Here is a 21,971-nt window from a genome sequence, read left to right on the forward strand (position 1 = left end):
TACAATGAAGAGAAGTGCTAGTTTAAAGGAGGACGTTTTTTTGAAATCGAAAGTGCACTTTTGGACATTAGAAGTGCTGATGGTTGTAGGAATTATATTTATTTGCACAAAAATATCGTTTCTATTTCAACCGATTGGTATCTTCATATCAACATTATTTTTCCCAATTTTAATCGCGCTATTTTTATACTTCATATTTAACCCTGTGTTAGTCTTTTTGGAGAATAAAAAAGTACCTAGAGGTTTAGCGATCTTACTACTGTACCTTTTTATCATTACATTAACTGGAGTTGCTATTGGAGTAGTCGTTCCAACCATCTCACAACAGTTAATGGATTTAGTAAAAAATATGCCGACTTACATAAAAGAGGGAAAAGTATACATACAAGATCTATCCCATCATAGATTATTTGAATGGCTATCTACACAAAACTACGTTTCCATTGAGACAATTGAGAAAAATGCAATTGAATACTTAAAGGAAATACCAAACACACTTACGTCGAGTGCAACGGCTTTATTTGGTATTATCACGAACGTGGCGTTAGTTATCTTTACAGTACCGTTCATTTTATTTTATATGTTTAAAGATGGACATGCATTTCCAGGAAAAGCTGTTAGTGTATTACCAGAGTCTTACCGTGAAGAAGGACTTCGTATCATAAAGGAAACGAACGAAACATTATCTGCATATATTCAAGGTCAAGCGCTAGTTTGTATGTTTATTGGTGCCTTTACATTTACTGGTTATTTAATCATCGGTTTACCGTATGCTTTCGTTTTAGGAATTATCGCAGCATTTACAAATATAATTCCGAACTTAGGTCCATTTATCGGAGCAGCACCAGCTGTCATTATAGGTCTGTTCGTATCTCCGATGCAAGCTCTGTACGTAATTATTATAGTAACTATCGTACAACAGTTTGAAAGTAACATCATTTCACCGCGTATTATGAGTTCAAAATTAAACATCCATCCGTTGACAATTATCATCCTTATTTTAGGGGTAGGTAATTTCGCGGGAATTATCGGAATGATTTTAGCAGTACCAGCTTATGCGGTAACAAAAACAGTTGTTTCGAACTTAGTGAGATTGTTTAAGACGAAACGAAGTAAACGGAAATAGAATATGTTGAGAAAGATACACCGCTTAATAAAAAGGGGTGTATCTTTTATTTTTTAGTGTATGAAATACTTATTATTGTATATTTTTTACACATCAAATCAGGCGGTGAATTTTTGTTAAATGAACTATGTGGAATCCCTCTGAACTATCCAAATCATTTCTTTACACCGCGTTATTAACATCATAATCGACTCCTTTCATTTCTAATATAAGTTCAAACAATTATAGGTGAGTGTAGTACTTGCTTCTACGATCACGAATTTCATCTATAATCTTTTTATACTGTTCCTCTTGTTTTACTTCATTTGCAGATATAGTTTCTTTTTGAATCGTAATGGTTAAAAAGAAAAGGTGAAACCTCATACATGAATTCCTCCTTTCGAATAGGAATTACAGGTGACTACAATAATGACTTTGTCGTTCTTTTACGTTGTACATAGCCTGCTCAATTTGTCGGTCATGAAGCATATCAGACTCAGACAGTTTATTTTTTTGAATGGTAATTGTTAAAAATAATACTCTGAATTTCATTGGATATTACCCCTTTATAATKTATTTAGTAAAGACGATTGTAATAAGAGGACTGACGCTCTTTCACATCATCCATAATATTTTTAATTTGTTGTTCACGAGAAATTTCATCTYTTGAAAGTTTRCGYTTTTGAATGGTAATCGTTAAAAAGAAAGCCTTAAATTTCATTAGGAWATTACCCCTTTATAATTTATTTAGTAAAGGCGATTGTAATAAGAGGACTGACGCTCTTTTACTTCGTCCATAATAATTTTAATTTGTTGTTCACGAGAAATTTCATCTTTTGAAAGTTTGCGTTTTTGAATGGTAATCGTTAAAAAGAAAGCCTTAAATTTCATTAGGAAATTACCCCTTTATAATKTATTTAGTAAAGRCGATTGTAATAAGAGGACTGACGCTCTTTTACTTCGTCCATAATAATTTTAATTTGTTGTTCACGTAAGATTTCAGCTTTTGAAGATTTACGTTTTTGAATGGTGATAGTTAAAAAGAAAGCTTTGAATTTCATTAGGATATTGCCCCTTTTAAAAATATTTTTAGTACATTTGTGTATAATACGAACTTTTAATGTCCGTTATTTTATCCATAGTTTGTTTTAATTGTTGTTTACGAAAGATTTCAGCTTCAGATAACGTTTTTTTCTGAAGTGCTGTCGTAAAAAAGAAAATATGAAAAGTCATAGACGAATTCCTCCTTTCGAAAAGGAATTACAGGTGATCGCAATAAAGCACTTGGCGCTCCTTAACATCATTCATAGCTTTTGTAATTTGCTCATTATGAAGAATTTCAGCTTTGGAAAGTTTATTTCTTTGAATCGTAATACTTAAAAACAATACGCTAATAGTCATCGAATGTTGCTCCTTTCTTTAAAAAATAATGTATGAGACTAAAAAATCGCACAAAAAAGCCACAGGAAGATATCGTTTTCCTATGGCTGGGCGTGAAAAAGCCACAGGAAAGTATACGACCTCCTGTGGCGAATTTATGAATTAAAAGAAATAAAGTACGATTTTTAATTCTCCATTAGGGTGGTCGAATTCATATTTAATTGTCCGAAAAACACAGATACAGTTAACGCTAAAGTTAAAGCATGCAATTGTAATTTCATCATTTCCTTCGACCTCCTTTTAGAATATTTTTCTTACGTTAGTAATTATATACAATTAATGGATAATTGTAAACATAAAAAGTGAAAATTTTTAATTTTGATTAAAATGCGTATATTTAAAAGGGCTTTTTAAAGGATACATTGTATGGATTGGATAATAAATAGAACGTGGGGGTGTCTAATGAAGTATATGAATAGAATAGCAGGTGTTATGCTAACAATTTTATTAGTTGTTACTGCTTGTTCTAATGGGGAGCAAATAAAAGAAATATCACATATTGAACCTGGGGCTTTTAAAAAATATACGGGGACATACGTTGGAAATAATTCCGACGTTATTGCGATTGTTACAAACTTACCTGGTGGTGAAACAGTTCAAAGTTTAAATTTAGAAAATGAAAATATTAAAGTGGAATATGGTGCAAAAGAGAATGGAAATCTTACAGAAGAAATGATTGAGACGTATTGGTTTGATGGGAAGGATACGATGAAGAAGAATTTACTCTTTAATGCTATTTATCTTGCAGTTTTAGTACCAAATGCGAAAGGGTATGAGTTTCGGGTTGAAAATCAAAGTTTTGCATTAAAAAGAGAAGAACTTTTACCCATACTGTATAAAGAATTTAATGATTTACCAAAGGATAATCTTATATGGAATAAGGGAATCGTAATGAATTTCTTTTACGGTAATCAAGAAAAAATAGAAAAGCTAGTTAATAATAAAGATTTTCGAAAGCAATTTTTTAATGAACATCCTGTGCGGGAATCTAAGTGATATGGAGGAAGATATGGTTATTTAACGATTGAAAATACGGACATTTTTTAAAGGGAGTCATTCAGTATCGAATGATTCTTTTTTTGATGAAAATTATGGAAAAAAATATAACGTTGTGCTATGGTTAATTACATAAATAATGAACCTATGAACCTAAGGTGGTGAAATCGTGAAACCTACTCTAGAACAAAATAAGTTAATATACATACAAATTGCAGAAACAATTGAATCTGATATTTTAAAAGACATATTACTTGAAGAAGAACAAGTCCCGTCGACAAATCAATTTGCGAAGATGTTACAAATTAATCCGGCTACAGCTGCAAAAGGAGTAAATCTACTAGTAGATGAGGGGATCTTATATAAAAAGAGAGGGATCGGGATGTTTGTTACAAAGGGAGCAAAAGAAGTCGTACTAAAAAAAAGACAAAATACTTTTATGACTGAGTATTTACCTAAAGTGTGGGAAGAAGCAAAAGTACTAGAAATATCAAAAGACGAATTGATGGACATGATACACAAAATTACGAAGGAGGGGAAAGAGGGATGATTGCACTTGAAACGAAAAACTTGTCTAAAAAATATAAAAAGAAATTAGCTGTTAACGAAGTAACTATTTCATTGGAAGAGCATAAAATATATGGTTTGCTTGGAAGAAACGGAGCGGGGAAAACAACTTTATTAAACATACTCGCAGGTCAGATTATTTCAAGTAGTGGAAGCGTATCTGTATTTGGTGAAAATGTATTTGAAAATAGTAAAGCGATGCGAAATATTTGTTTCGTAAAGGTGAAAGAAAACATTAATTTAAGTAGTAAGGTAAAAGATGTTTTTTATTTGTGTAACATGTTTTATGAAAATTGGGATCAAGAATATGCTGAGGAACTTATTAAAAAATTTCAATTGAATGCAAAAGAAAAATATTATGATTTATCCCATGGTATGCAAACAATTGTTGGTATTATTAAAGGTTTAGCTAGTAGAGCACCAATTACTATTTTTGATGAGCCGACTACCGGTTTAGATGCAGCACATCGAGAGTTGTTTTACGAATTATTATTGGAAGATTATAGTGAATATCCACGAACAATCATCTTATCAACACATTTAGTTGAGGAAGTGTCCCATGTTATAGAAAATGTAATCATATTAAAAGAAGGATCGTTAGCTGTTCAATCCTCTGTGGAAGATTTTTTAGAAAAAGGACACATAATATCAGGACATAAAGATAAAGTGACAAATTTTTTAATGGGGAAAAATGTTGTAAAACAAGAGTTGTATGGGAATAAAGAGATTTCTGCGATATGGGGAGATCTTTCTGCTAGAGATTATGAGCTAATAGAAACTGAAGGGTTAGAAATAGGCAGAGTAACACTGCAAAAACTATTTATTTATCTAACAGATAATGAGGTGAAATGAAAATGCTTTTAAAACAATTAAAGTTACATATGAAATTTCATTATAAGGCTATTCTTATCTTTTGGTGTGTGGCATTATTTATAAAATGGACAACAACTGTAACTGATATAAAGGGACTAAAGGTAGCATTTTTACATGATATCTTCAATAATTCATCTATTGCAATTGCAATATTTATTGTGGCAAGTGTTTTTCTTGTTCAAGATGACATATTTCGTACAGTTGTCTCATTTGGCGTTACTAGATTACAATTCTTTATTGGTTCAGTATGTTTTATCATATTACAATCAGTAATTTTTTCATTTCTACAAGTTTTGCTTTTACAAGGTACATTTTATGAAACGAAACATATAAATTTAGGAGCACATACAATTGAACAATTCTTTGCACAGTTCGTGTTCTATCTATTATTAGCTAGCTTATTTCAATTAACAACTATTTTTCAGAAAAGATTTAATTGGATAGGCTTTGCTTTTAGTGTGATTTTTTTCTTGGGGTTGACGAGTACAATTTATGGTAAGGTAGGTTTGAAAGAATTGGTATTTATTGATAGTAAATCGTTACTTGATATACCCAATTTTATATCAATTTCGATAGTGCTTATTTTAATATACTTTATAATTAGCGCTCTATTTATTCGTAAAGTTTCTTTTGAGGATACGATTTAAGCACAAATACTTTAAGAGAGAAGGAAGACTGTATGGGAGATACTTCTTCACTAATAACCGTCTTTTTATGCGTGGCACTGCTAATTTTTTGGCGACGATATCGTTCTATGTATAAGCCGATAAAGGGAACGGGAAAACGTATTTTGTGGCCATTACTATTTTTAACACCGGGTATTTTATTGTTTTTTGGTCCAGTACATCCAGCTATATTACAAGTGACTATAGCAGCATCCAGTGGGGTGATTTTCGCAATCCCACTTATATTTCTAACAAACTATGAGCGAAGAGAAGACGGAAACATTTATACGAAAAAAAGTGCTGCCTTTTTAATTACTTTTATCGGAATTGTTATTTTAAGATATAGTTCAAGACAATATATCGTTGGCTTAGATCCGCAAACAATAGGTTTATTATTTTACGTTATTGCAATATCATATATTATTCCGTGGAGGATTGCTTGTTATATAAAGTTTAGGAAAGTTTGGCGGGAAAATAATAATCATGCTATATGAAAACTTCTCATTTGAGAAGTTTTTTATTTTTCTATGTAAGTGAAATAACTTGTTGAAGTGCAAACTACCATGCAATATGATAAATATAAAAAATTGAGGAGAGTGGGGGATATAAAAATGCGTACAATTTTACTTTTTCTAAATAACATGTCTACTGATGAGATAGAAAGTATTCGAGAAATACACGATCCTTTATTTGGTTTAATTCCTCCCCACATAACAATTGTATTTCCTTTTGAAGGTAATATTTCAAATGATGAATTGAAATCGCATATTTCGAATCTAGCAAAAGGGATAGGTACAATTGAGATTAAGTTTGCAAGTGGTGTAACTAGTATAGGAGACTATTTATTTTTAGAAATTGAGCAAGGAAAAGAACAAATAGAAAAACTACATGATAAATTGTATACAGGCCCCTTATTACGATTTTTGAAAAGAGACATTCCGTACATACCGCACGTAACAGTCGGAAGAGAAAGTAGCCCTGAGTTAGCAACTGAAATAGCGAAGGAGATTCCTAGTTTTCATGAGAAGTTGAACTGTGTAATCAATAGGATTAGTGTGGAACGAATTGGTGAGAATGGAAAATCAATTATTGAATTTGAAGTACCATTGCAAAAAAGCTGACAAAAGTCAGCTTTTTTATTTCATACCATGAAGTAAAGTACCAATCGCACCACTATAACCGCCGTCTTGTAAAAAGACAGGTATTTTGTTTTGATATTTTGTATAGCTACTTATAATATTTTGAAGATGTACGTTATTACATAGAGTAGAACCGATGTAAATGATATGGTCAATGTTTTTTGCTTCGGCGAATTGAAGGCTTAATGCTGTGACGACTTCACCGACAAGTCCTTGAACGGTAGCTAGTATATCTGAACTACTATAATTTGAGTCTGTAATGGTCGCTTTTCCGAAATTGCTAGCAGTTAAGTTATTATCAAGAGGGGAGAGAATCCCACCATAAATATCTCCAACTGTAATATCTAGACTGTTTCTTGAACCAATTTTCGTAAGAGGAATCACGTCTTCAAAATGATCTATATTTGTTAATAGTTTTGAAAGACCCATAATAGTACCACCGCCAACTCCAGTTCCACCAGCGCGAACATATTGCTTGTCATGAACATAGTGAATGGAAGTGCCTGTACCAATATTTGTTAATAAAAAGTTGTTTATAGCACGTTTTTCTTCTTTTAGTATGTAGCGTACTCCTACTAAAGTTGCTTCAAACTCGTTTAATTCTACTATTTTATATGAACTTGAAAGGAGTTGTTCTAACTGTGTAGCTTTACCACCTGTAATGCATAATTGTGTAATTGAATTATTATTATGAAGCCATTCTTTAATTCTTTCTTGTTCATATGAATAAAATTTTTTAAAAACTAATTTGTTCATTTCGTTAAAGTAAGCAATTTTTGTTAATGTTCCCCCAGCATCAATACCAACAACATTCCGCATTTCCCTACCCCTTACTATGTAATCTGTTTAATCAGCTTGATATATTAATAGCTTTTCAATGGTAACGATTGATTGACCGTTTACAGAGGCAATTCCTTTCCCAAGAACAAAACCTCGTCTGTTACGTGTTAATTCATAATGTAAGTCAAGTTTATCACCGGGATACGCATTTTCATGAAATTCCACCCTATCTAAAGAGGAGAGGAAACCAAGTCCCTCAGATTCACCTGTACTTACAAAAGCACTAAGTTGAGCCAGTGCTTCTACAATTAGCATATGAGGCATATAGTTTTGATTTTCATTAATAAACCACTCGTTATTTGTGATCAGTTTGTATCCTGTAGCTGATTGAGATTCTTTAACGTTTGTAATTTTATCAATCATTAAAAATGGATAGCGATGGGGAAGAGTATCTTTAATATTCATATCGTACCTCCAGGAATAATAATACCCCTGCTAAAGTTAAGCAGGGGAGTTATTATTAATTCTTAACTAATTCTTCTATTTTTTCAATAGAGAAAATACCGCTATTTTTAATGTTTTCAACTACTTCTTGTAATACTACTTTATCTTGAACAAGTGCAATACGAACAAAACCTTCGCCATGAGGACCAAATGCATGGCCTGGTGTGACAACGACATTTGCACGATCCATAAGTGCATAAGCGAACTCTAGCGAAGTCCATCCTTTCGGAATTTCAGCCCAAACGAACATACTTCCAGCTGGTTTATCGACATTCCAACCGAATTTGCGGAATCCGTCCACTAAAGTATCTCTACGTTCTTGGTAAATTCCACGGTTTTTTTCGCAAAATGCAGCGCCGTGTCGTAATGCAGCGGATGCAGCTTTTTGAATTGGTAAAAACACACCGTAATCTGTATTAGACTTAAATTGCGTAAGCGCGCCGACAATTTCTTCGTTACCAATCATATAACCAATACGGCTACCAGCTAAACTATAACTTTTAGATAAAGAATTAATTTCAACGCCAACTTCTTTTGCACCAGGTACAGATAAGAAGCTAATTGGCTTTTGACCATCAAAATAAAATTCAGCATAAGCAAAATCATGGACAACGATAATATTATGTTTTTTCGCGAATGCGATTACCTCTTTAAAGAAATCTTCATGTGCCATTGCTGGAACTGGATTTCCTGGGAAGTTCAAAATCATCATCTTTGCTTTATTGGCGATTTCTTCAGGGATAACTTCCAAGTTAGGTAAGAAATCATTTTCTTTTTTTAATGGCATGTAGTAAGATGTTGCACCGGCCATTTGAATTCCTGTTTCATAAGCCGTATATCCAGGATCAGGAACTAATATAATATCTCCCGGATTTGCAAAAACCATCGGTAAATGAACGAGTCCGTCTTGTGAACCCATTAATAATAAAACTTCTTTATCGGCATTTAAAATAACGTTATGAGTGTTGTTGTAATATTCAGTTACAGCTTCGTGAAATTCTTGAATACCAGATAATGTATATCTGTAACTTTCTTTTGCACTTGCTGTATGTACCATTTCTTCTCTCACAAAATCAGCAGGAGGCATATCAGGATTCCCGATACTTAAATCGATCATTTTATGACCTGTTGTAATTTTCTCTTTTTTATAGGCGCCTAATTCACTAAATATAGAAGATTGGAATGCTTTCATTCTAGTTGCTAAAGTGTAAGTCATCAAAACCCCTCCTAAAAACAGTGTTTTCTTTCTGTATTTTTAATTATTCTGAAAACACATGTTTACATTTTATCATTTTTTTATGAAAATTAAAACGATTGACAAATTTAGAGGGAGGATAATAAGGGGGAATATAAAAATAACGTAGAAAATATTTTCTACGTTATAAATGAAGATTAATTGTTTGTTTTTTTATATGTACATGTTTTTTCAGTTGTAAAAAAGTATACATTTAATTCATTATCGACAACTTTTAAAGATTGATCTGATGTAAACGAGTTACCATAATCAATACGATACACGTTAGAATTTTTAACAAACGATCCTTTAAATAAATCCTCTTTTTTAGTTGTTGTTTGCATTTCCACTAAATTGTGAACAACCTTTTCTTTCTTTTCTTCTTTTACAACTGTTTCAAATTTATAATACACAGGGCATTCACCTTTTTTATTATCAATGACTTCCCAAGAACCGTATATATCATTATTGCTACATCCACTAAGTAGAACGATTAATATAGGGAAAATAAATAGAAGCTTTTTCATTGTGTACTCCTTTCTTATTAGTTTTTATAAATGTGCGAATACGATAGGAATATTGTAATGAATAAAGTTTAAATTTTTATAAAGAATTAATAAATTTCACATAAAAATTTGGAGAAGGGTGGGATTTCAAAATAAAAAGGCATGAATCTAGTGTAATGCCAGATTCATGCCTAATGGTCTATCTTATGTTATGTCTTTTGAGGATAAATGAAGCGGAAAGAAGAATGACAATTCCATTTACAACATACATATTTGCAATAATAAAGGCTAGGTTAGCTGCGCCAAATCCACCTTTATCGAATATAGAGGTGAATGCTGTAGTAGTCAAAAAGATAATGGGAGTTAACAGTAAAAATAAGAAACCTGCAACAATTCTTCTTTTAAAGTTATTTTGGGATAGGGAAATGGCTAAAAAATTAAGGGCGCCAAACATAATGAATGAAAACAGAAGGGTAATTAATAATTGGATGCCATCAGACATTTCCACAGCTCCTTTTTGAAAAATCTGTAATTTATTTTATTCGAAAGTAGTAGGGGATAATCCTTTAAATATTTGAACTACATAAAGAGAATAGATTTTAATCCTTGAAATTCAAAAAGAATGGACCCAGTAAAATACGGGATCCATTCTTAAGAAGTATTAGTTTTATAAATTTGCAGATTGCGACGTTTGTTTTTCAAATCGTTTCTGTTTAGATAGGGAAATAAATATAATTAACAATGAAATGACTCCGAAAATTAGAACCATATACTGTAATCCAATCGTATCTAAGAAGAAGCCTGTGCCGAGTAAGACAATTTGGAACATAATTCTTTCAAACATATTACGGAATGAGAAGAGACGGCCGTGATAGCTTTTTTCGACTTTCGTTTGGAAAATTGTCGACATAATAGGGAAGAAGCAGCCAACACTAAATCCAAACAAACCAAATGAGGCAAGTGCCATCCATTTAATATCGCTAAAGAACAACGAAAGGTGTGCAAAAGCGGTACAAAATGCGAAGAAATATAGTAACTTTTCAGGTTTGAAATGATCAGATAAACGTTTAATAACGAATGCACCTAACATAAACGCTACACCTTCAATTGTATATATGAATCCTTTAATTGTTGGGTCATGTTGCATTTCGCTAATGTTAATAACCATTAAATTGAATCCAGCTATAAATAAAAGAGGGATAATACTTAATATAAGTGCTTTAAAAGCAATAGGGATTCCTTTTAAAATACGAAATACTTCCATAAAACTATTATCTTTAGCTGATTGTTTACTTGATGTAGCGGATTTTTTATCTTCAAATTGTAGGAAGAAAGTTGAGAGGAATAATAAAGCGTATGCTGCCATTGAGAAGGCATACATATACTGTAAACTCATTACAACTAAAAGAATGCCACCTAGTGAAGTACCTGCAATACGAGCGATTGTACCGATATTCATATGTACACCGTTCATTTGTAATAGCTCATGTTCATTAACGATGAGTGGAATTACAGATTGTAATGCAGGGAAATAAAATGCCGCGGAAATTTGAAGTGCAATCATAAATGCAATCATGAAAGCGATACTTTCATATTGAATAGCGAAAAACATGAAAATAACACTAATAACACGACCAAATCCAGCGTAAAGAAGAACTTTCTTTTTTTCATATTGATCAATGACACGCCCAGCCATTGGACCGACTAGAACACCAGCTAACAGTCCGATAAATAATATAACGGATTTCATAAAATCAGAAGGGACGTATTTTTGCATAAATTCAAGATTACCAAGAATACCAAGCCATAACCCTAGACCAGCAATAAACTCCCCAATTAACACAATCCAAACATTTTTATTACGCCACATAATGTAAAACCTCTCTGTCTTTTAAAATGAAAAACTCGTATATAAAACCTCCTTATTTTATGTATTATTTTTAACGAACTTTTTTAGAGTCAGAGTCTATATTACGTGTTTCATTAATGGATTTCAATCTTTTTGATTTGTAAAAAAATGATGAATTAAGTGATACAATGGGTAACTAAAAATACAAAAAATTCACAAGTAAATTCAAAGGGAAGGTAAGTGTGGGTAAAATAAAAAAAGTAAGAACGCAGATAATACGTCTTACTTTTCTCAAAAAACCAAAATAGATTAAATTAGCAACACTTATGATCTTGTCCAATAGCTAAGCCGCTAAAAGACAGAGGACCAACAATGTCTGCACTTGCACCACTAGTAAGGTTTTCTACAGTTAATGAATACTCGTGAGTCCCGCAGCTAACATTTTGATCTATAGCTTGAAATGTTTGCGCGTAAAATTGCTCAGAATCTGTAGATTCAATCCCTACTTGAGCGTTGAAGATTTCTGTATTGTCACGGAAAATTCGGAATAAAACTTGTGAAATCTCAGTTATACCTTTAACCCCAACTGTAGCAATTAATTCTACTCGATTATTACGTGAATCTCTTCTTGAAATTTTTAATTTAATACTTGCTAGAATTGCTTTTTCTGGGGAATGGGGAATTACAAAAGTTGTTTCACCTGTTTTATTTAAAGGTTGAGTAGCTTGATAATCAATGATATGAGTCATATTCGTCACCTCCTCATATACTAAAATATGAAGGTAACGATGAATTAGCTTGGACATATATTATAAGATTTTAAGAGAATTGAGGAGTAATGTTGAATAAAGGGAGATAATATAAAAGCATCAAGAAAAAATCCCAATTATGAGAGTCATTTTTTGATGCTTTTCATACTTTAGGCGGAATATTCTTCTTTACGTACTTCGAAGAATTCATTCCGGCGTAAGTAATTAAAAATTTTTTCCGAAACCTCTTCTTCATGAGACACTAAGAATCGTTGATCAAAAGCATAGAAAGATTGACCTTTAATTAATTTTACGTAGTATATTTTACACGCCTCCTTTAAATTAGGATTCTTAAATACTTTATATTATGATGACCTATCTGGTTGTTAATAATACTTAAAGTTTCAAAGGGGAGAAGTATAAATTCAAAAAAACATTGAAATAGCTTACAAATCTGTAATGTTTTTGTCACCTTTGCCGATAGTTAAAATTAACCAGTATCTTCTATACTACAAATAGGTTCCATAAAACAAGGGGGTAGAAAGATGGAGGAAGTAATTGGAGAAGTTGTAGCAGGGATTTGTGAATTTGTAGTTGAAGTTACGGTGGATGTTTTAGGAGATTTAGTTTCCGGAAATGATGAAGAGAAAGAAACATTATAAAATTTGTAAAAAGTTTAAAGATAAACAATGTGTAAAAGCTGATTTCTAAAGGGAAGTCAGCTTTTATATTTTTTACATTATATTAATAATATCTAAATATTAACCTGTTATGATATTAATGAAATCAATAAAGGAGCTGACCGATATGAATATGCCGAATTCTAGATGTGATGTACCTGATTCTAGTACGATTGTAGCGAATATAAATGAAAAAGAATATCAATTTATTGTTCGTATACATCCACTTGCAGGAAAGATGATAGCGCTATTTGAAAATGGGAAAGAATATGGCTTGCTTGATAAGGAAATCGCTAGTAGGGATAAATTTATTAGGTCAGAGCTTACTAAGTTGAAGCATTTCAACATAGATATGTCCTGGGTGGATATGGATTGGCATGGACCAATATGGATTGCATGCAAGAGAGGCTACTAATAGCGAAGTAGAAATTATTGTGAAGTTACAGGGGGATTAAGTTATTTAGACGTGTAAGAAGATCCTCAAATATAAGAGATACTTTGGGGGGGTGTGGGATAATTCCCCATAACTTTTTTTGTTTTGTGCTTAAAAATAAAAGAGTTAAATTTTTTTGATAGAAGGTCTCTAATACAAGAGACGAGACTAAACTAAAAGAGGATTTGAAATTATATAAAGAGAACTTATAAATTAAATATAATACTTTATAGAAAGAAGATGATAGAAGTGAGTAAAGAAGAACTTGTGAAACAACAATTTGGTAGTAATGCAGAGAAGTATGTGAAAAGTAAAATTCATGCAAAAGGACTGGATTTACAATATGTAGTTCAGCAAGTTGAAACTCGTCATAATACTCGTCTTCTTGATATTGCTACCGGTGGTGGACATGTTGCTAATTTGTTAGCCTCAATGTTCAAAGAGGTAGTCGCTCTTGATTTAACAGAAAAAATGTTAGAAAAAGCAAAAGGTTTTATAGAAGGGAACGGACATGAAAATGTATCATTTGTAGCAGGACATGCAGAAAGGTTACCATTTGCTGATGAATCCTTTGATACAATTACATGCCGAATTGCAGCACATCACTTTGTTGATCCTTTGCAATTTATTTTTGAAGTAAATCGAACGTTAGAAGATAATGGGTTATTTATATTAATTGATAACGTTTCACCAGAAAATAATGAGTTTGATACATTTTATAACTTTATCGAAAAGAAGAGAGATCCAAGCCATGAACGAGCTTTGAAAAAAACAGAATGGATTACTTTATTAGAAAAACATGGTTTGCAAATGCAGTCATGTCATACTTTTGACAAGAAGTTCGATTTTGATTGGTGGTGCGATATGATGGATGTTCCTATGCAAAAACGTGTAAAGTTAACAGAGTGTATGATGAAAACATCAAATGAAATGCAAGAATTTTTCAAAATTCAATTTGGAAACAATAAAATTGAATCGTTTTATACTGAAATGGCACTGTTCGTATGTAAAAAAAGTTCAACATTAAAAAGATAAATTTCTTGCAGTCTTTCTGATGTACGATATACTTAGTACAGAGAAAATGAGAATTGAGGAATAGTAATAATGATTCGTGTACGTATTGAGGGAACTGAGGAAGATATGCTTGAATTTTTAGAGAAAATGCCTGACATTCCTGGGTTTGAAAAAACACATATGAGAGAACCGAGAAAAGGGAATAATCCGAAATATGATTCAAGCAAAAGTGTACTAGCATATTTATCTTATAAAAAGATTGAAGTCGCCAATAAATAGGTGGCTTTTTTAATTATCTCTGTTTCACCGCCTTGTCTTTTTCGCATAATAATAATAGTAGATTATGCTGGAGAGGGGTGAGGAAAGTTAATAAAAAAATAATCTTTTTCGGAGATTTTGGTATTGATGATGCAATAACGTTAATCTATGCGAATAAAACATGCAAATTAGATATTATCGGTATCGTTGCAGAGTATGGAAATGTATCAAGAGAAATTGTTACGGAAAATGTTTATTTTTTAGAAAGATACTATGCTACAAAAGTGAAGATTATTGAAGGTGCCAGTAGACCAATGACAGCTGAAGAACCTTTGTTTTTCCCTGAAATTCATGGGGATCACGGTTTAGGTCCAATTATTCCACCGAAAATGAGAATTTGTGACAGAGAAAATTTTTGTGAATTGATTAAATTAATTGAGCCTTGTCCAGAAGATATTATTATAGTCGCGACGGGACGATTAACAACACTTGCAACATTATTTTTATTGTACCCCAATTTAATGAATCGAGTATGTTCTTATTATATAATGGGCGGTGCTTTTCTATTTCCGGGAAACGTTACACCTGTATCAGAAGCTAATTTTTACGGCGATCCAATTGCCGCGAATATCGTTATGAAATATGCGCAGAATGCTACTATATATCCGTTAAATGTAACGCAGCGTGCTCTTATTACTCCTGAAATGGTCGATATTATTGATAAAGAAGGAACCGGGCAGGCGAAACTTATTAAGCCAATGATCGATTTTTATTACGAGAACTTTTACAAAAAAGAATATCCAGGTATTGCTGGGAGTCCGATTCACGATTTACTTCCGTTCATTTCATTAATAAATGATGATATTTTTGAATATAAAAAATCAGCAGTTTGGATTAGTACGACGAATGATGTAACGAGAGGTCAAAGTGTTGCAGATTTTAGAAAAATAGCTGAGCCAACGACGTTTGATAATCGTCCTATACAAAAAATTGCCGTTGAATTTAATTATCAAGCGTTTAAAGACGAATTTATGAGAACAATATTGAAGCCAGATTGTCCTTAAAAGGGTGCGCAGATTTGAATGATTTTCATAAGACGAATAACTTACGAAAAATGTAACATAACTAATGGTAAGCAATTGTTTCTGATTATAATTTTTATTGGTCAATTATAAAGGAGGAAATGATATGATTTGGTCTTTAATCGTTGGTGGTATATTAGGATGGTTTGCAAGTTTAATTACTGGGAAGGATGTACCTGGCGGTGTAATCGGTAATATTATTGCAGGTATTGTCGGTTCTTGGCTTGGTACAGCGTTACTTGGTAAATTCGGACCTGTTATAGGCGGATATGCGATTGTTCCGGCTTTAATAGGCGCGATTGTTTTGATTTTCATCGTAAGCTTTATATTCCGTGCAATGCGGAAATGAATACAGGGGACTGTTTACATTTGTAAGCAGTCCCTTTGTATTATGTTGTCTAATCTGTTATGCTACTGTTATACAAACAGGAGGTGTCAGCATTGAAATCATTTACAGTAAATTTTCATCAAGAGGATAATGCAAAGGCAACAACAGTACATAAATTAAGTGAAGAGGACTTCGAGAAAGCAACAGAAAAAGGTACTCGTCATCTATTTGATTTAGATACAAACGTTGGTTTCTTCGTATTCTTTGATGCTGAAGATACAGAAGGAAACGAGCAATACTTAATGTTACAATATGAAGGAGATCATGAAGAACCAAGTGCTTGCTACGGATTTGATTTGAAATTGTTCTATCAATTTTTAGCACTATACTTAAATGATCTTGAATTCCAAGGTGAGACAAATGAAGAAGAGGAAGAAAATGGTCCAATTCATCATTTAGCGCACTTACTTTACCATATCGTTGAAGACGGTAAATCTATCGAAGTGTAAAAATACATATTTGAAGCTGTCCTTTAATAGGGCAGCTTTTTTAATTATATAAATAGGTAATCTTAGTAGGTGTAGTTTTATATTTCTTCCATGTTTCACCCGCAACATTTCTGTTATAATTGGCGTAACTAAATTCATGGAGGCTATTTCTGTGCTCGTAGATGTAAAACATTTTATAAAAGCAGTAGGATTAACTGTTATCACATCGTTAAGTGGGGACAATACATTTGCTCACAATTTTAAAACTGTAAAAAGCACTTTCACTACATACATAAAGAAGTTAAGATTAACCTTTTAATTTTATTTTTATAATTTAAATAGACACATTACTTAGGGGAGATAATTTGTTTACAATAGAAAATTACACAAATTCTTTAAAAAAAAGCCTCGAAGAAAAATCGGATGATTTGATTCGAAATATAAAAGAGACACTTCAGTTTAATTATTATGAAGGGATAGATATATTAGATTTCACAGCTTTTGTTCAGTCATTTGAAATGTCCGTTGTCATGTTTTCGATGGATAGAGGAGCAAATGAAGTTTTTTATGAAGGAAAGGATAGCAGTGTCTTTTCTGGTAGTCACAATTTGATAGATGATGTAGAATATTATAAATTCCATGATGACGAATCAGACGAATTTTGGGAGTTTTATGAAGAAAACGATGAAGCATTATCTGAAATTGAAACGAAAGCTATAGTGGAATGGTTTGCTATGTGCTGGAATAAAGCAGGTGGTACGAGCGTTAAATTACCGTCTTACTTTAGTTTTCATGATTATGATGAATGCTTTGATTTACATAACAGCAAATGGATTTCTGACGGCGACAAATGGTTTGATTAAATTTCAGAAACCCCAAAAATATTAAACCAGCAGGGAATGATTATTCACTCCCTGCTGGTTTTTTGCATTTAAAGGAGCCTTTGTGACAGTGTATTTTAAGTTATAGAAAAAGGATATAACGAGTAAGGAGAGAAGGTGTAAATAAGGAGATGAATAAGATGATTAACAATACAATTCCAAGCTTTTTAAAGCTTTTGGAAAGCAATGATATAGGATTACATGACTTGAACGAATATTATGATATGCACCCAGAGGCATTCGAAGAGTATTTTAAGTTTCGTAGTAATGGTGATTCATCGTTACAATATTATAAAGAAATTGAAGAGAACATTAAGAAACGTTTTTTACAGGATTATGTTGAAGGATGGACAGTTGAAAAAGAGAAAGAATGGTTCCGTCTATCAGGAGGGACTTATTTCGGATACAACCGACTCGGTTATTTTTTAGGAAAATCATATATAGAGTATATGGTCCGTACTTTCGGAGAAACGGAAGCACTTACTTTTTGGGGAAAAAATAATTTGAGGAGTAGTGTTATGGAATGGTTACAAAAGTGAATATATTGAAGAGGGAGGTTGAAAATGATGAAAGTATATATGAAAGTACTTATATTTTTCCTAACTTTAACGTGTGTAGCGGCTTTAACCGCATGTACTAACGCTGAGGAAAAGAAGCAAACTAATTCAACATCAGAAAATAGTACGGAAAAAAAGAGCGATACGTCAGAAAAGAGTAAAAAGAATGAAGAGACTGCTCCAAAAAAAGAGAAAGAACCTGTGGAAAAACCAAAAGGTCAAGAATCGGTAAAACCTTCAACGGAGTCTAATACGAAAAATACAGTGCTTAATCAAAAATCAATTAACCATGTAAAAGATTTATTTGAGCAAGCGAAAGAAGGTAAAGTACCTAACGTGCCATATGCAGCGCATACAGGAGATATAGAAGAAATAGAGAAGGCGTGGGGGAAAGCTGATAAGACGGAGCAAGCAGGAAACGGGATGTATGCAACTTTTACAAGTAAAAATGTAGCATTTGGCTTTAATAAAGGATCACAAGTCTTTGACGTACGCTCTTACCATTCAGAGCTCAAATCGATTACGTTACAAGAAATCGAAAAGGCTTTAGGAAAACCAGTGTCTGTTAAAGAAAATGGTAATGATAAAATTTATGTTTATAAAGTAAATGACCAGTTTGAATTGAAATTCGTAATTCCAAAATCGACTGGTAAAGTACATCATATTTCTGTGTTCTCACCGGAGGATAGTATTAATAAAATGGCAGGTTAAATGAAGAGCTGTTCCTATAGGGACAGCTCTTTTGTTTTGTTTCTTTCTAACGATTGAACAAAAAAAGCTTGAATGATACCACCGATTATTAATAAGAAGGCACAAATATAAAATAGAGTACTACCGCTTAATTTACTTAATAACAATGCACCTACAAAAGGCCCACAAGTTCTTGAAATATCCCAATGTATACCGTATATAGAAAAATATAATCCGCGTCTATGACTTGGAGCGATTTGTGAAACGAATCGTAGTAAGTGATTCAAAGCTATACTTTGCCCAATTACTAAAAAGAGCAATGTGAAGAATAATGACCATATTGTCGTGGAATAACCGTAGCCAATCGCAGCTAACGTAAAGCAAGTATAGGAAATAACAATGATTTTAGGCATAGAAAACTGTTCAGACCATTTCACAAGGGGAATTTGGAGAAGCACTTCCATGACAGCTTTACAAGTTGAGATAAACACGAGTACAAATAGAAAATTTGGAAATACACTTTCGGCGAATATACGATAATTTGATTCGGTTTGGGCGTAGAAAAAACTAATCGGTAGCGTAGAAACCATAAGTCCAAACACAGCGTAATGCTTTGAAATAAATTGTTTTGGCGAATATACTTCTTTAGTTTTATTAACGTTTTTCATGAGTGGAGCTGTTTCAGGAAGCTGCGTCCAAACGAGAATAGCATATAGCGTAAGGGCTACACCTTGCAAAATAAATAAATACTCAGGGTGACTAGTATAGAAAAAGGCGCCGATTAATGGGCCAATTACAGAGCCGATTGCTCCCGTAGTATGCAGAACAGCAAATATTTCTGCCTGTTGTTCTTCCTTCGTTAAGTCAGCGATTTGTGCTCGCTGTGCCGGAATATATAAAGAGCGACCAATACCATTTACTACATACAATAAGGCGAAAAAGGCGACCGATTCAGCAAAAACGAAGCCGCTTACGGCAAAAGCTTGTAAAAGTAATCCGAGTAACATTATTTTCTTTCGGCCGTATTTATCTGTTACACCCCCAGCGATTAATGTAAACACAATATCAGCGAGAGGCTGTAATCCGAAAAGAAGCATTGTAACGATGACATTACCATTTAACGCTTTATTAACATGAACGATAAAAATGATAGCTAACATCGCTTCAGTCGTTCGGACTAACAATTCACCGAACAATCGAATGAGAATAGGCTTATTATAACGTTTTAAAAGATACTTCATTTTTATTTCCTCCTTTCTATATTGAAATGATAAGATGGAAGCCAGAAATGAAAAAGGGTAGAATGAAAGAGGAAGATTTTTCATCTTTTAGGGGGCGTTTTATGATTATTTTGGAGCAATATATGCACCTGTGGCTCCAGTATGGAAAAGGGAGATCAGAGGGAGAACAATTAGAAATAACAATACAAAATATATCTGAAACTTTATTTTGTACAGAGCGAAATAGTAAATTAATCATAAAAAAATTAGAAGAATTTAATTGGATTATGTGGTTTCCAGGCCGAGGGAGAGGAAATCGTTCAAAGTTGTTATTTCAAAAACATCCACTTTCTTTAATTTTAGAAAGAGGAAAAGAAATAACGAAACAAGGGGACGTAAAAAGTGGAAGTGCATTTATTGAAAGATATAGCTCGTATTTTCCATCACTTCAAACGCAATTTCAAACGTGGATTGATTCGATATTCGGTTATCAAGTCGAAAGGACATCTAAAGGGAGAAGAGATGTGCTACGTTTGCAAGTCCAAATGAATCTAGATATTGCATTAGATCCTGTATACGCTACGATGCGTTCGGAATGTCATATGGTAAAACATGTATACGACACGTTAGTGTATATAGACGGAAATACAAACAGTGTAGAGCCAAGACTTGCGTTTTATTGGGAATATGATGACCAGAAATATATATGGACCTTCTACTTACGAAAAGGTGTTCAGTTTCATAACAGGAAAGAATTTACTGCTTATGACGTTGTACATACATTTAAACGATTCTTGAAAGCGAAAAATAATCCGCATGCGTGGATGTTACAGCACGTTGAAAGTTTACATATTCTTGATGACTACATTGTGCAGATTCGTTTATCTACAGATAATAAGTTGTTTTTACATGCTTTAAGTACAGAACAGTGTTCTATTGTAAATGAAGATGAAGATGGAGATGGAAGGTTAATCGGTACTGGACCGTTTCGATTATGTGAAAAGAATGAGGATGTATTCGTATTAGAAGCAAATGATTTATATTTTCGCGAGCGACCATTTCTCGATCGAATTGAATTATGGAATGTAGAGCACAGCGTAAATACGTGCGATATTTTAGCGAAAGCACACTATAACAATATAGAAAAGCATCATAAAGAACTAACTAGACTTGAGTCGAATGTAACATACATTACATTAAATACCGCAAAAGAAGGACCTATGCAAAACACGATGTTTCGGAAAGCTCTACATAAAATCATTCATAGCAATGCGCTTATCGAGGAATTGCAAGGAGCGCGCGGAGAAATAGCAGAAGAATTGGTTCTAACAAAGGGTGGCACTATACATATAAATGAGGACATATATACGCTTATTAAAGAGAGCTCTTACAGTAATGAAACACTGCGACTATATACATTTACAGAACAAGATCATGTTGAAGACTCATATTGGATACAAAAAGAGTGTGCGAAGTATGGCGTCACTATTGAAGTCGTTTTTCTTGAAACAAAAGAGTTATTGCAAACAAGTACGATACAAAAGGCTGATATAATACATGATAGTGCGACAATTAGTGAGCGTATTGAAGAGAGTTTACTATATATGTTTCTTACAAAAAACAGCTTTATTCATCAACATAGCAATATAAAATTTAACGAAGTATTGCAGTCTTATTTTATAGAGAATCAATTAGAGAAACGGATGACACTGTTACACGATATTGAAGACACATTGTTACGTCAAATTCATATTATTCCTTTATATCGTAACAAACAGCAAGTAAGTTCACACGAAAAAGTGCAAAATATAATGATTAATCCACAAGGTTGGATTGATTTTTATCAAATATGGTTTAAGCCTTGATATATAAAGGTTCTTATGCATTTTAGTAAGATGTGTAAGAACCTTTTTTGTATGGAAATGAAGTTTGT

General features: G+C 32.7%; 33 protein-coding genes and 1 pseudogene. 18 read left to right on the forward strand and 16 right to left on the reverse strand.

The window, feature by feature from the left end; translation table 11 throughout:
* The first annotated feature begins 40 nt into the window (after nucleotides 1–40).
* Nucleotides 41–1,126: an AI-2E family transporter gene (locus tag AC1DKZ_RS10255; protein ID WP_002136851.1), complete on the forward strand. Its 1,086-nt coding sequence runs from the start codon at nucleotides 41–43 to the stop codon at nucleotides 1,124–1,126.
* A 222-nt stretch (nucleotides 1,127–1,348) separates the two neighbouring features.
* On the opposite strand, the gene AC1DKZ_RS10260 is transcribed toward AC1DKZ_RS10255, so the two are convergent.
* From AC1DKZ_RS10260 to AC1DKZ_RS10290, 7 genes are read right to left on the reverse strand one after another with little or no spacing between them, the layout of a single operon-like run.
* Entirely contained in the window at nucleotides 1,349–1,489 is a 141-nt protein-coding gene (locus AC1DKZ_RS10260) for a YrzI family small protein (RefSeq protein ID WP_002013395.1), read from the reverse strand.
* A gap of 27 nt (nucleotides 1,490–1,516) precedes the next feature.
* Nucleotides 1,517–1,657 carry a YrzI family small protein gene (locus tag AC1DKZ_RS10265; protein ID WP_000672237.1) on the reverse strand — a complete coding sequence of 47 codons (141 nt, stop codon included), beginning with the start codon at nucleotides 1,655–1,657 and terminating at the stop codon, nucleotides 1,517–1,519.
* Nucleotides 1,658–1,682: 25 nt separating this feature from the next.
* Complete coding sequence (locus tag AC1DKZ_RS10270) at nucleotides 1,683–1,826, reverse strand: YrzI family small protein (protein WP_476996148.1); 144 nt, start codon at nucleotides 1,824–1,826, stop codon at nucleotides 1,683–1,685.
* 26 nt (nucleotides 1,827–1,852) lie between these two features.
* Nucleotides 1,853–1,996: a YrzI family small protein gene (locus tag AC1DKZ_RS10275; RefSeq protein WP_476996149.1), complete on the reverse strand. Its 144-nt coding sequence runs from the start codon at nucleotides 1,994–1,996 to the stop codon at nucleotides 1,853–1,855.
* Nucleotides 1,997–2,022: 26 nt separating this feature from the next.
* Entirely contained in the window at nucleotides 2,023–2,166 is a 144-nt protein-coding gene (locus AC1DKZ_RS10280; protein WP_000668987.1) for a YrzI family small protein, read from the reverse strand.
* A gap of 28 nt (nucleotides 2,167–2,194) precedes the next feature.
* Entirely contained in the window at nucleotides 2,195–2,338 is a 144-nt protein-coding gene (locus AC1DKZ_RS10285) for a YrzI family small protein (RefSeq protein WP_000142704.1), read from the reverse strand.
* Nucleotides 2,339–2,365: 27 nt separating this feature from the next.
* Entirely contained in the window at nucleotides 2,366–2,506 is a 141-nt protein-coding gene (locus tag AC1DKZ_RS10290) for a YrzI family small protein (protein WP_002065958.1), read from the reverse strand.
* A 441-nt stretch (nucleotides 2,507–2,947) separates the two neighbouring features.
* On the opposite strand from AC1DKZ_RS10290, the gene AC1DKZ_RS10295 reads away from it, so the two are divergent.
* The 6 genes from AC1DKZ_RS10295 (at nucleotide 2,948) to AC1DKZ_RS10320 (ending at nucleotide 6,767) form a co-directional block, all read left to right on the forward strand.
* Nucleotides 2,948–3,541 carry a DUF4825 domain-containing protein gene (locus AC1DKZ_RS10295; RefSeq protein ID WP_476996150.1) on the forward strand — a complete coding sequence of 198 codons (594 nt, stop codon included), beginning with the start codon at nucleotides 2,948–2,950 and terminating at the stop codon, nucleotides 3,539–3,541.
* A 169-nt stretch (nucleotides 3,542–3,710) separates the two neighbouring features.
* Complete coding sequence (locus tag AC1DKZ_RS10300) at nucleotides 3,711–4,091, forward strand: GntR family transcriptional regulator (RefSeq protein ID WP_000805182.1); 381 nt, start codon at nucleotides 3,711–3,713, stop codon at nucleotides 4,089–4,091.
* Complete coding sequence (locus tag AC1DKZ_RS10305; protein WP_012261132.1) at nucleotides 4,088–4,960, forward strand: ATP-binding cassette domain-containing protein; 873 nt, start codon at nucleotides 4,088–4,090, stop codon at nucleotides 4,958–4,960. The genes AC1DKZ_RS10300 and AC1DKZ_RS10305 overlap by 4 nt, the downstream gene beginning before the upstream one ends.
* A gap of 2 nt (nucleotides 4,961–4,962) precedes the next feature.
* Complete coding sequence (locus tag AC1DKZ_RS10310) at nucleotides 4,963–5,628, forward strand: DUF4052 family protein (protein ID WP_476996151.1); 666 nt, start codon at nucleotides 4,963–4,965, stop codon at nucleotides 5,626–5,628.
* 32 nt (nucleotides 5,629–5,660) lie between these two features.
* Entirely contained in the window at nucleotides 5,661–6,140 is a 480-nt protein-coding gene (locus AC1DKZ_RS10315; protein ID WP_476996152.1) for a CcdC family protein, read from the forward strand.
* A 117-nt stretch (nucleotides 6,141–6,257) separates the two neighbouring features.
* Nucleotides 6,258–6,767 carry a 2'-5' RNA ligase family protein gene (locus AC1DKZ_RS10320; protein ID WP_476996153.1) on the forward strand — a complete coding sequence of 170 codons (510 nt, stop codon included), beginning with the start codon at nucleotides 6,258–6,260 and terminating at the stop codon, nucleotides 6,765–6,767.
* A gap of 15 nt (nucleotides 6,768–6,782) precedes the next feature.
* Here the strand turns inward: AC1DKZ_RS10320 and coaW are convergent, their stop codons facing one another.
* The 8 genes from coaW to AC1DKZ_RS10360 form a co-directional block, all read right to left on the reverse strand.
* Nucleotides 6,783–7,604: a type II pantothenate kinase gene (gene coaW / locus AC1DKZ_RS10325; RefSeq protein WP_476996154.1), complete on the reverse strand. Its 822-nt coding sequence runs from the start codon at nucleotides 7,602–7,604 to the stop codon at nucleotides 6,783–6,785.
* Nucleotides 7,605–7,631: 27 nt separating this feature from the next.
* Nucleotides 7,632–8,030 (reverse strand): 3-hydroxyacyl-ACP dehydratase FabZ family protein, encoded by a 399-nt coding sequence (locus tag AC1DKZ_RS10330; protein ID WP_429688363.1) that lies wholly within the window; start codon nucleotides 8,028–8,030, stop codon nucleotides 7,632–7,634.
* A gap of 55 nt (nucleotides 8,031–8,085) precedes the next feature.
* Nucleotides 8,086–9,285 carry an LL-diaminopimelate aminotransferase gene (locus tag AC1DKZ_RS10335; protein WP_476996155.1) on the reverse strand — a complete coding sequence of 400 codons (1,200 nt, stop codon included), beginning with the start codon at nucleotides 9,283–9,285 and terminating at the stop codon, nucleotides 8,086–8,088.
* A 176-nt stretch (nucleotides 9,286–9,461) separates the two neighbouring features.
* A complete protein-coding gene (locus AC1DKZ_RS10340; protein WP_113937515.1) occupies nucleotides 9,462–9,830 on the reverse strand; it encodes a hypothetical protein in 369 nt (122 codons plus the stop codon).
* 178 nt (nucleotides 9,831–10,008) lie between these two features.
* Nucleotides 10,009–10,311 (reverse strand): hypothetical protein, encoded by a 303-nt coding sequence (locus AC1DKZ_RS10345; protein ID WP_214933168.1) that lies wholly within the window; start codon nucleotides 10,309–10,311, stop codon nucleotides 10,009–10,011.
* A gap of 165 nt (nucleotides 10,312–10,476) precedes the next feature.
* Nucleotides 10,477–11,679, reverse strand: a complete 1,203-nt coding sequence (locus AC1DKZ_RS10350) for an MFS transporter (protein ID WP_219302716.1) — start codon at nucleotides 11,677–11,679, stop codon at nucleotides 10,477–10,479.
* 293 nt (nucleotides 11,680–11,972) lie between these two features.
* The gene (gene exsC, locus AC1DKZ_RS10355; RefSeq protein ID WP_002165595.1) at nucleotides 11,973–12,407 is read right to left on the reverse strand and encodes an exosporium protein ExsC; all 435 of its coding nucleotides are present in this window, start codon (nucleotides 12,405–12,407) and stop codon (nucleotides 11,973–11,975) included.
* Nucleotides 12,408–12,577: 170 nt separating this feature from the next.
* On the reverse strand, nucleotides 12,578–12,730 hold the full coding sequence (locus AC1DKZ_RS10360) for a YqbF domain-containing protein (protein WP_078179002.1): 153 nt from the start codon (nucleotides 12,728–12,730) through the stop codon (nucleotides 12,578–12,580).
* Nucleotides 12,731–13,214: 484 nt separating this feature from the next.
* Here AC1DKZ_RS10360 and AC1DKZ_RS10365 point away from each other — a divergent pair.
* From AC1DKZ_RS10365 to AC1DKZ_RS10410, 10 genes and pseudogenes are all read left to right on the forward strand, one after another.
* Nucleotides 13,215–13,542: pseudogene (locus tag AC1DKZ_RS10365) on the forward strand (hypothetical protein).
* A gap of 227 nt (nucleotides 13,543–13,769) precedes the next feature.
* Nucleotides 13,770–14,555 (forward strand): class I SAM-dependent methyltransferase, encoded by a 786-nt coding sequence (locus tag AC1DKZ_RS10370; protein ID WP_476996156.1) that lies wholly within the window; start codon nucleotides 13,770–13,772, stop codon nucleotides 14,553–14,555.
* Nucleotides 14,556–14,624: 69 nt separating this feature from the next.
* On the forward strand, nucleotides 14,625–14,813 hold the full coding sequence (locus AC1DKZ_RS10375) for a DUF3970 family protein (protein WP_429688359.1): 189 nt from the start codon (nucleotides 14,625–14,627) through the stop codon (nucleotides 14,811–14,813).
* Nucleotides 14,814–14,890: 77 nt separating this feature from the next.
* On the forward strand, nucleotides 14,891–15,856 hold the full coding sequence (locus AC1DKZ_RS10380; protein ID WP_476996157.1) for a nucleoside hydrolase: 966 nt from the start codon (nucleotides 14,891–14,893) through the stop codon (nucleotides 15,854–15,856).
* A 124-nt stretch (nucleotides 15,857–15,980) separates the two neighbouring features.
* Entirely contained in the window at nucleotides 15,981–16,223 is a 243-nt protein-coding gene (locus AC1DKZ_RS10385) for a GlsB/YeaQ/YmgE family stress response membrane protein (protein ID WP_002013368.1), read from the forward strand.
* Between the two features lie 92 nt (nucleotides 16,224–16,315).
* Nucleotides 16,316–16,711: a hypothetical protein gene (locus AC1DKZ_RS10390; RefSeq protein ID WP_002084959.1), complete on the forward strand. Its 396-nt coding sequence runs from the start codon at nucleotides 16,316–16,318 to the stop codon at nucleotides 16,709–16,711.
* A 151-nt stretch (nucleotides 16,712–16,862) separates the two neighbouring features.
* Nucleotides 16,863–17,009: a hypothetical protein gene (locus AC1DKZ_RS10395; protein WP_016091580.1), complete on the forward strand. Its 147-nt coding sequence runs from the start codon at nucleotides 16,863–16,865 to the stop codon at nucleotides 17,007–17,009.
* Between the two features lie 46 nt (nucleotides 17,010–17,055).
* Nucleotides 17,056–17,553: a hypothetical protein gene (locus AC1DKZ_RS10400; protein WP_431181803.1), complete on the forward strand. Its 498-nt coding sequence runs from the start codon at nucleotides 17,056–17,058 to the stop codon at nucleotides 17,551–17,553.
* 158 nt (nucleotides 17,554–17,711) lie between these two features.
* The gene (locus tag AC1DKZ_RS10405; RefSeq protein WP_476996158.1) at nucleotides 17,712–18,110 is read left to right on the forward strand and encodes a hypothetical protein; all 399 of its coding nucleotides are present in this window, start codon (nucleotides 17,712–17,714) and stop codon (nucleotides 18,108–18,110) included.
* 24 nt (nucleotides 18,111–18,134) lie between these two features.
* Nucleotides 18,135–18,839: a YjgB family protein gene (locus tag AC1DKZ_RS10410; protein WP_476996159.1), complete on the forward strand. Its 705-nt coding sequence runs from the start codon at nucleotides 18,135–18,137 to the stop codon at nucleotides 18,837–18,839.
* 14 nt (nucleotides 18,840–18,853) lie between these two features.
* Here the strand turns inward: AC1DKZ_RS10410 and AC1DKZ_RS10415 are convergent, their stop codons facing one another.
* Nucleotides 18,854–20,059: an MDR family MFS transporter gene (locus tag AC1DKZ_RS10415; RefSeq protein WP_476996160.1), complete on the reverse strand. Its 1,206-nt coding sequence runs from the start codon at nucleotides 20,057–20,059 to the stop codon at nucleotides 18,854–18,856.
* A gap of 62 nt (nucleotides 20,060–20,121) precedes the next feature.
* Between AC1DKZ_RS10415 and AC1DKZ_RS10420 the strand changes: the two genes are divergently transcribed.
* The gene (locus AC1DKZ_RS10420; RefSeq protein ID WP_476996168.1) at nucleotides 20,122–21,903 is read left to right on the forward strand and encodes an ABC transporter substrate-binding protein; all 1,782 of its coding nucleotides are present in this window, start codon (nucleotides 20,122–20,124) and stop codon (nucleotides 21,901–21,903) included.
* Nucleotides 21,904–21,971: the final 68 nt, after the last annotated feature.

It is taken from the genome of Bacillus sp. 05T21 (genome assembly GCF_056396785.1).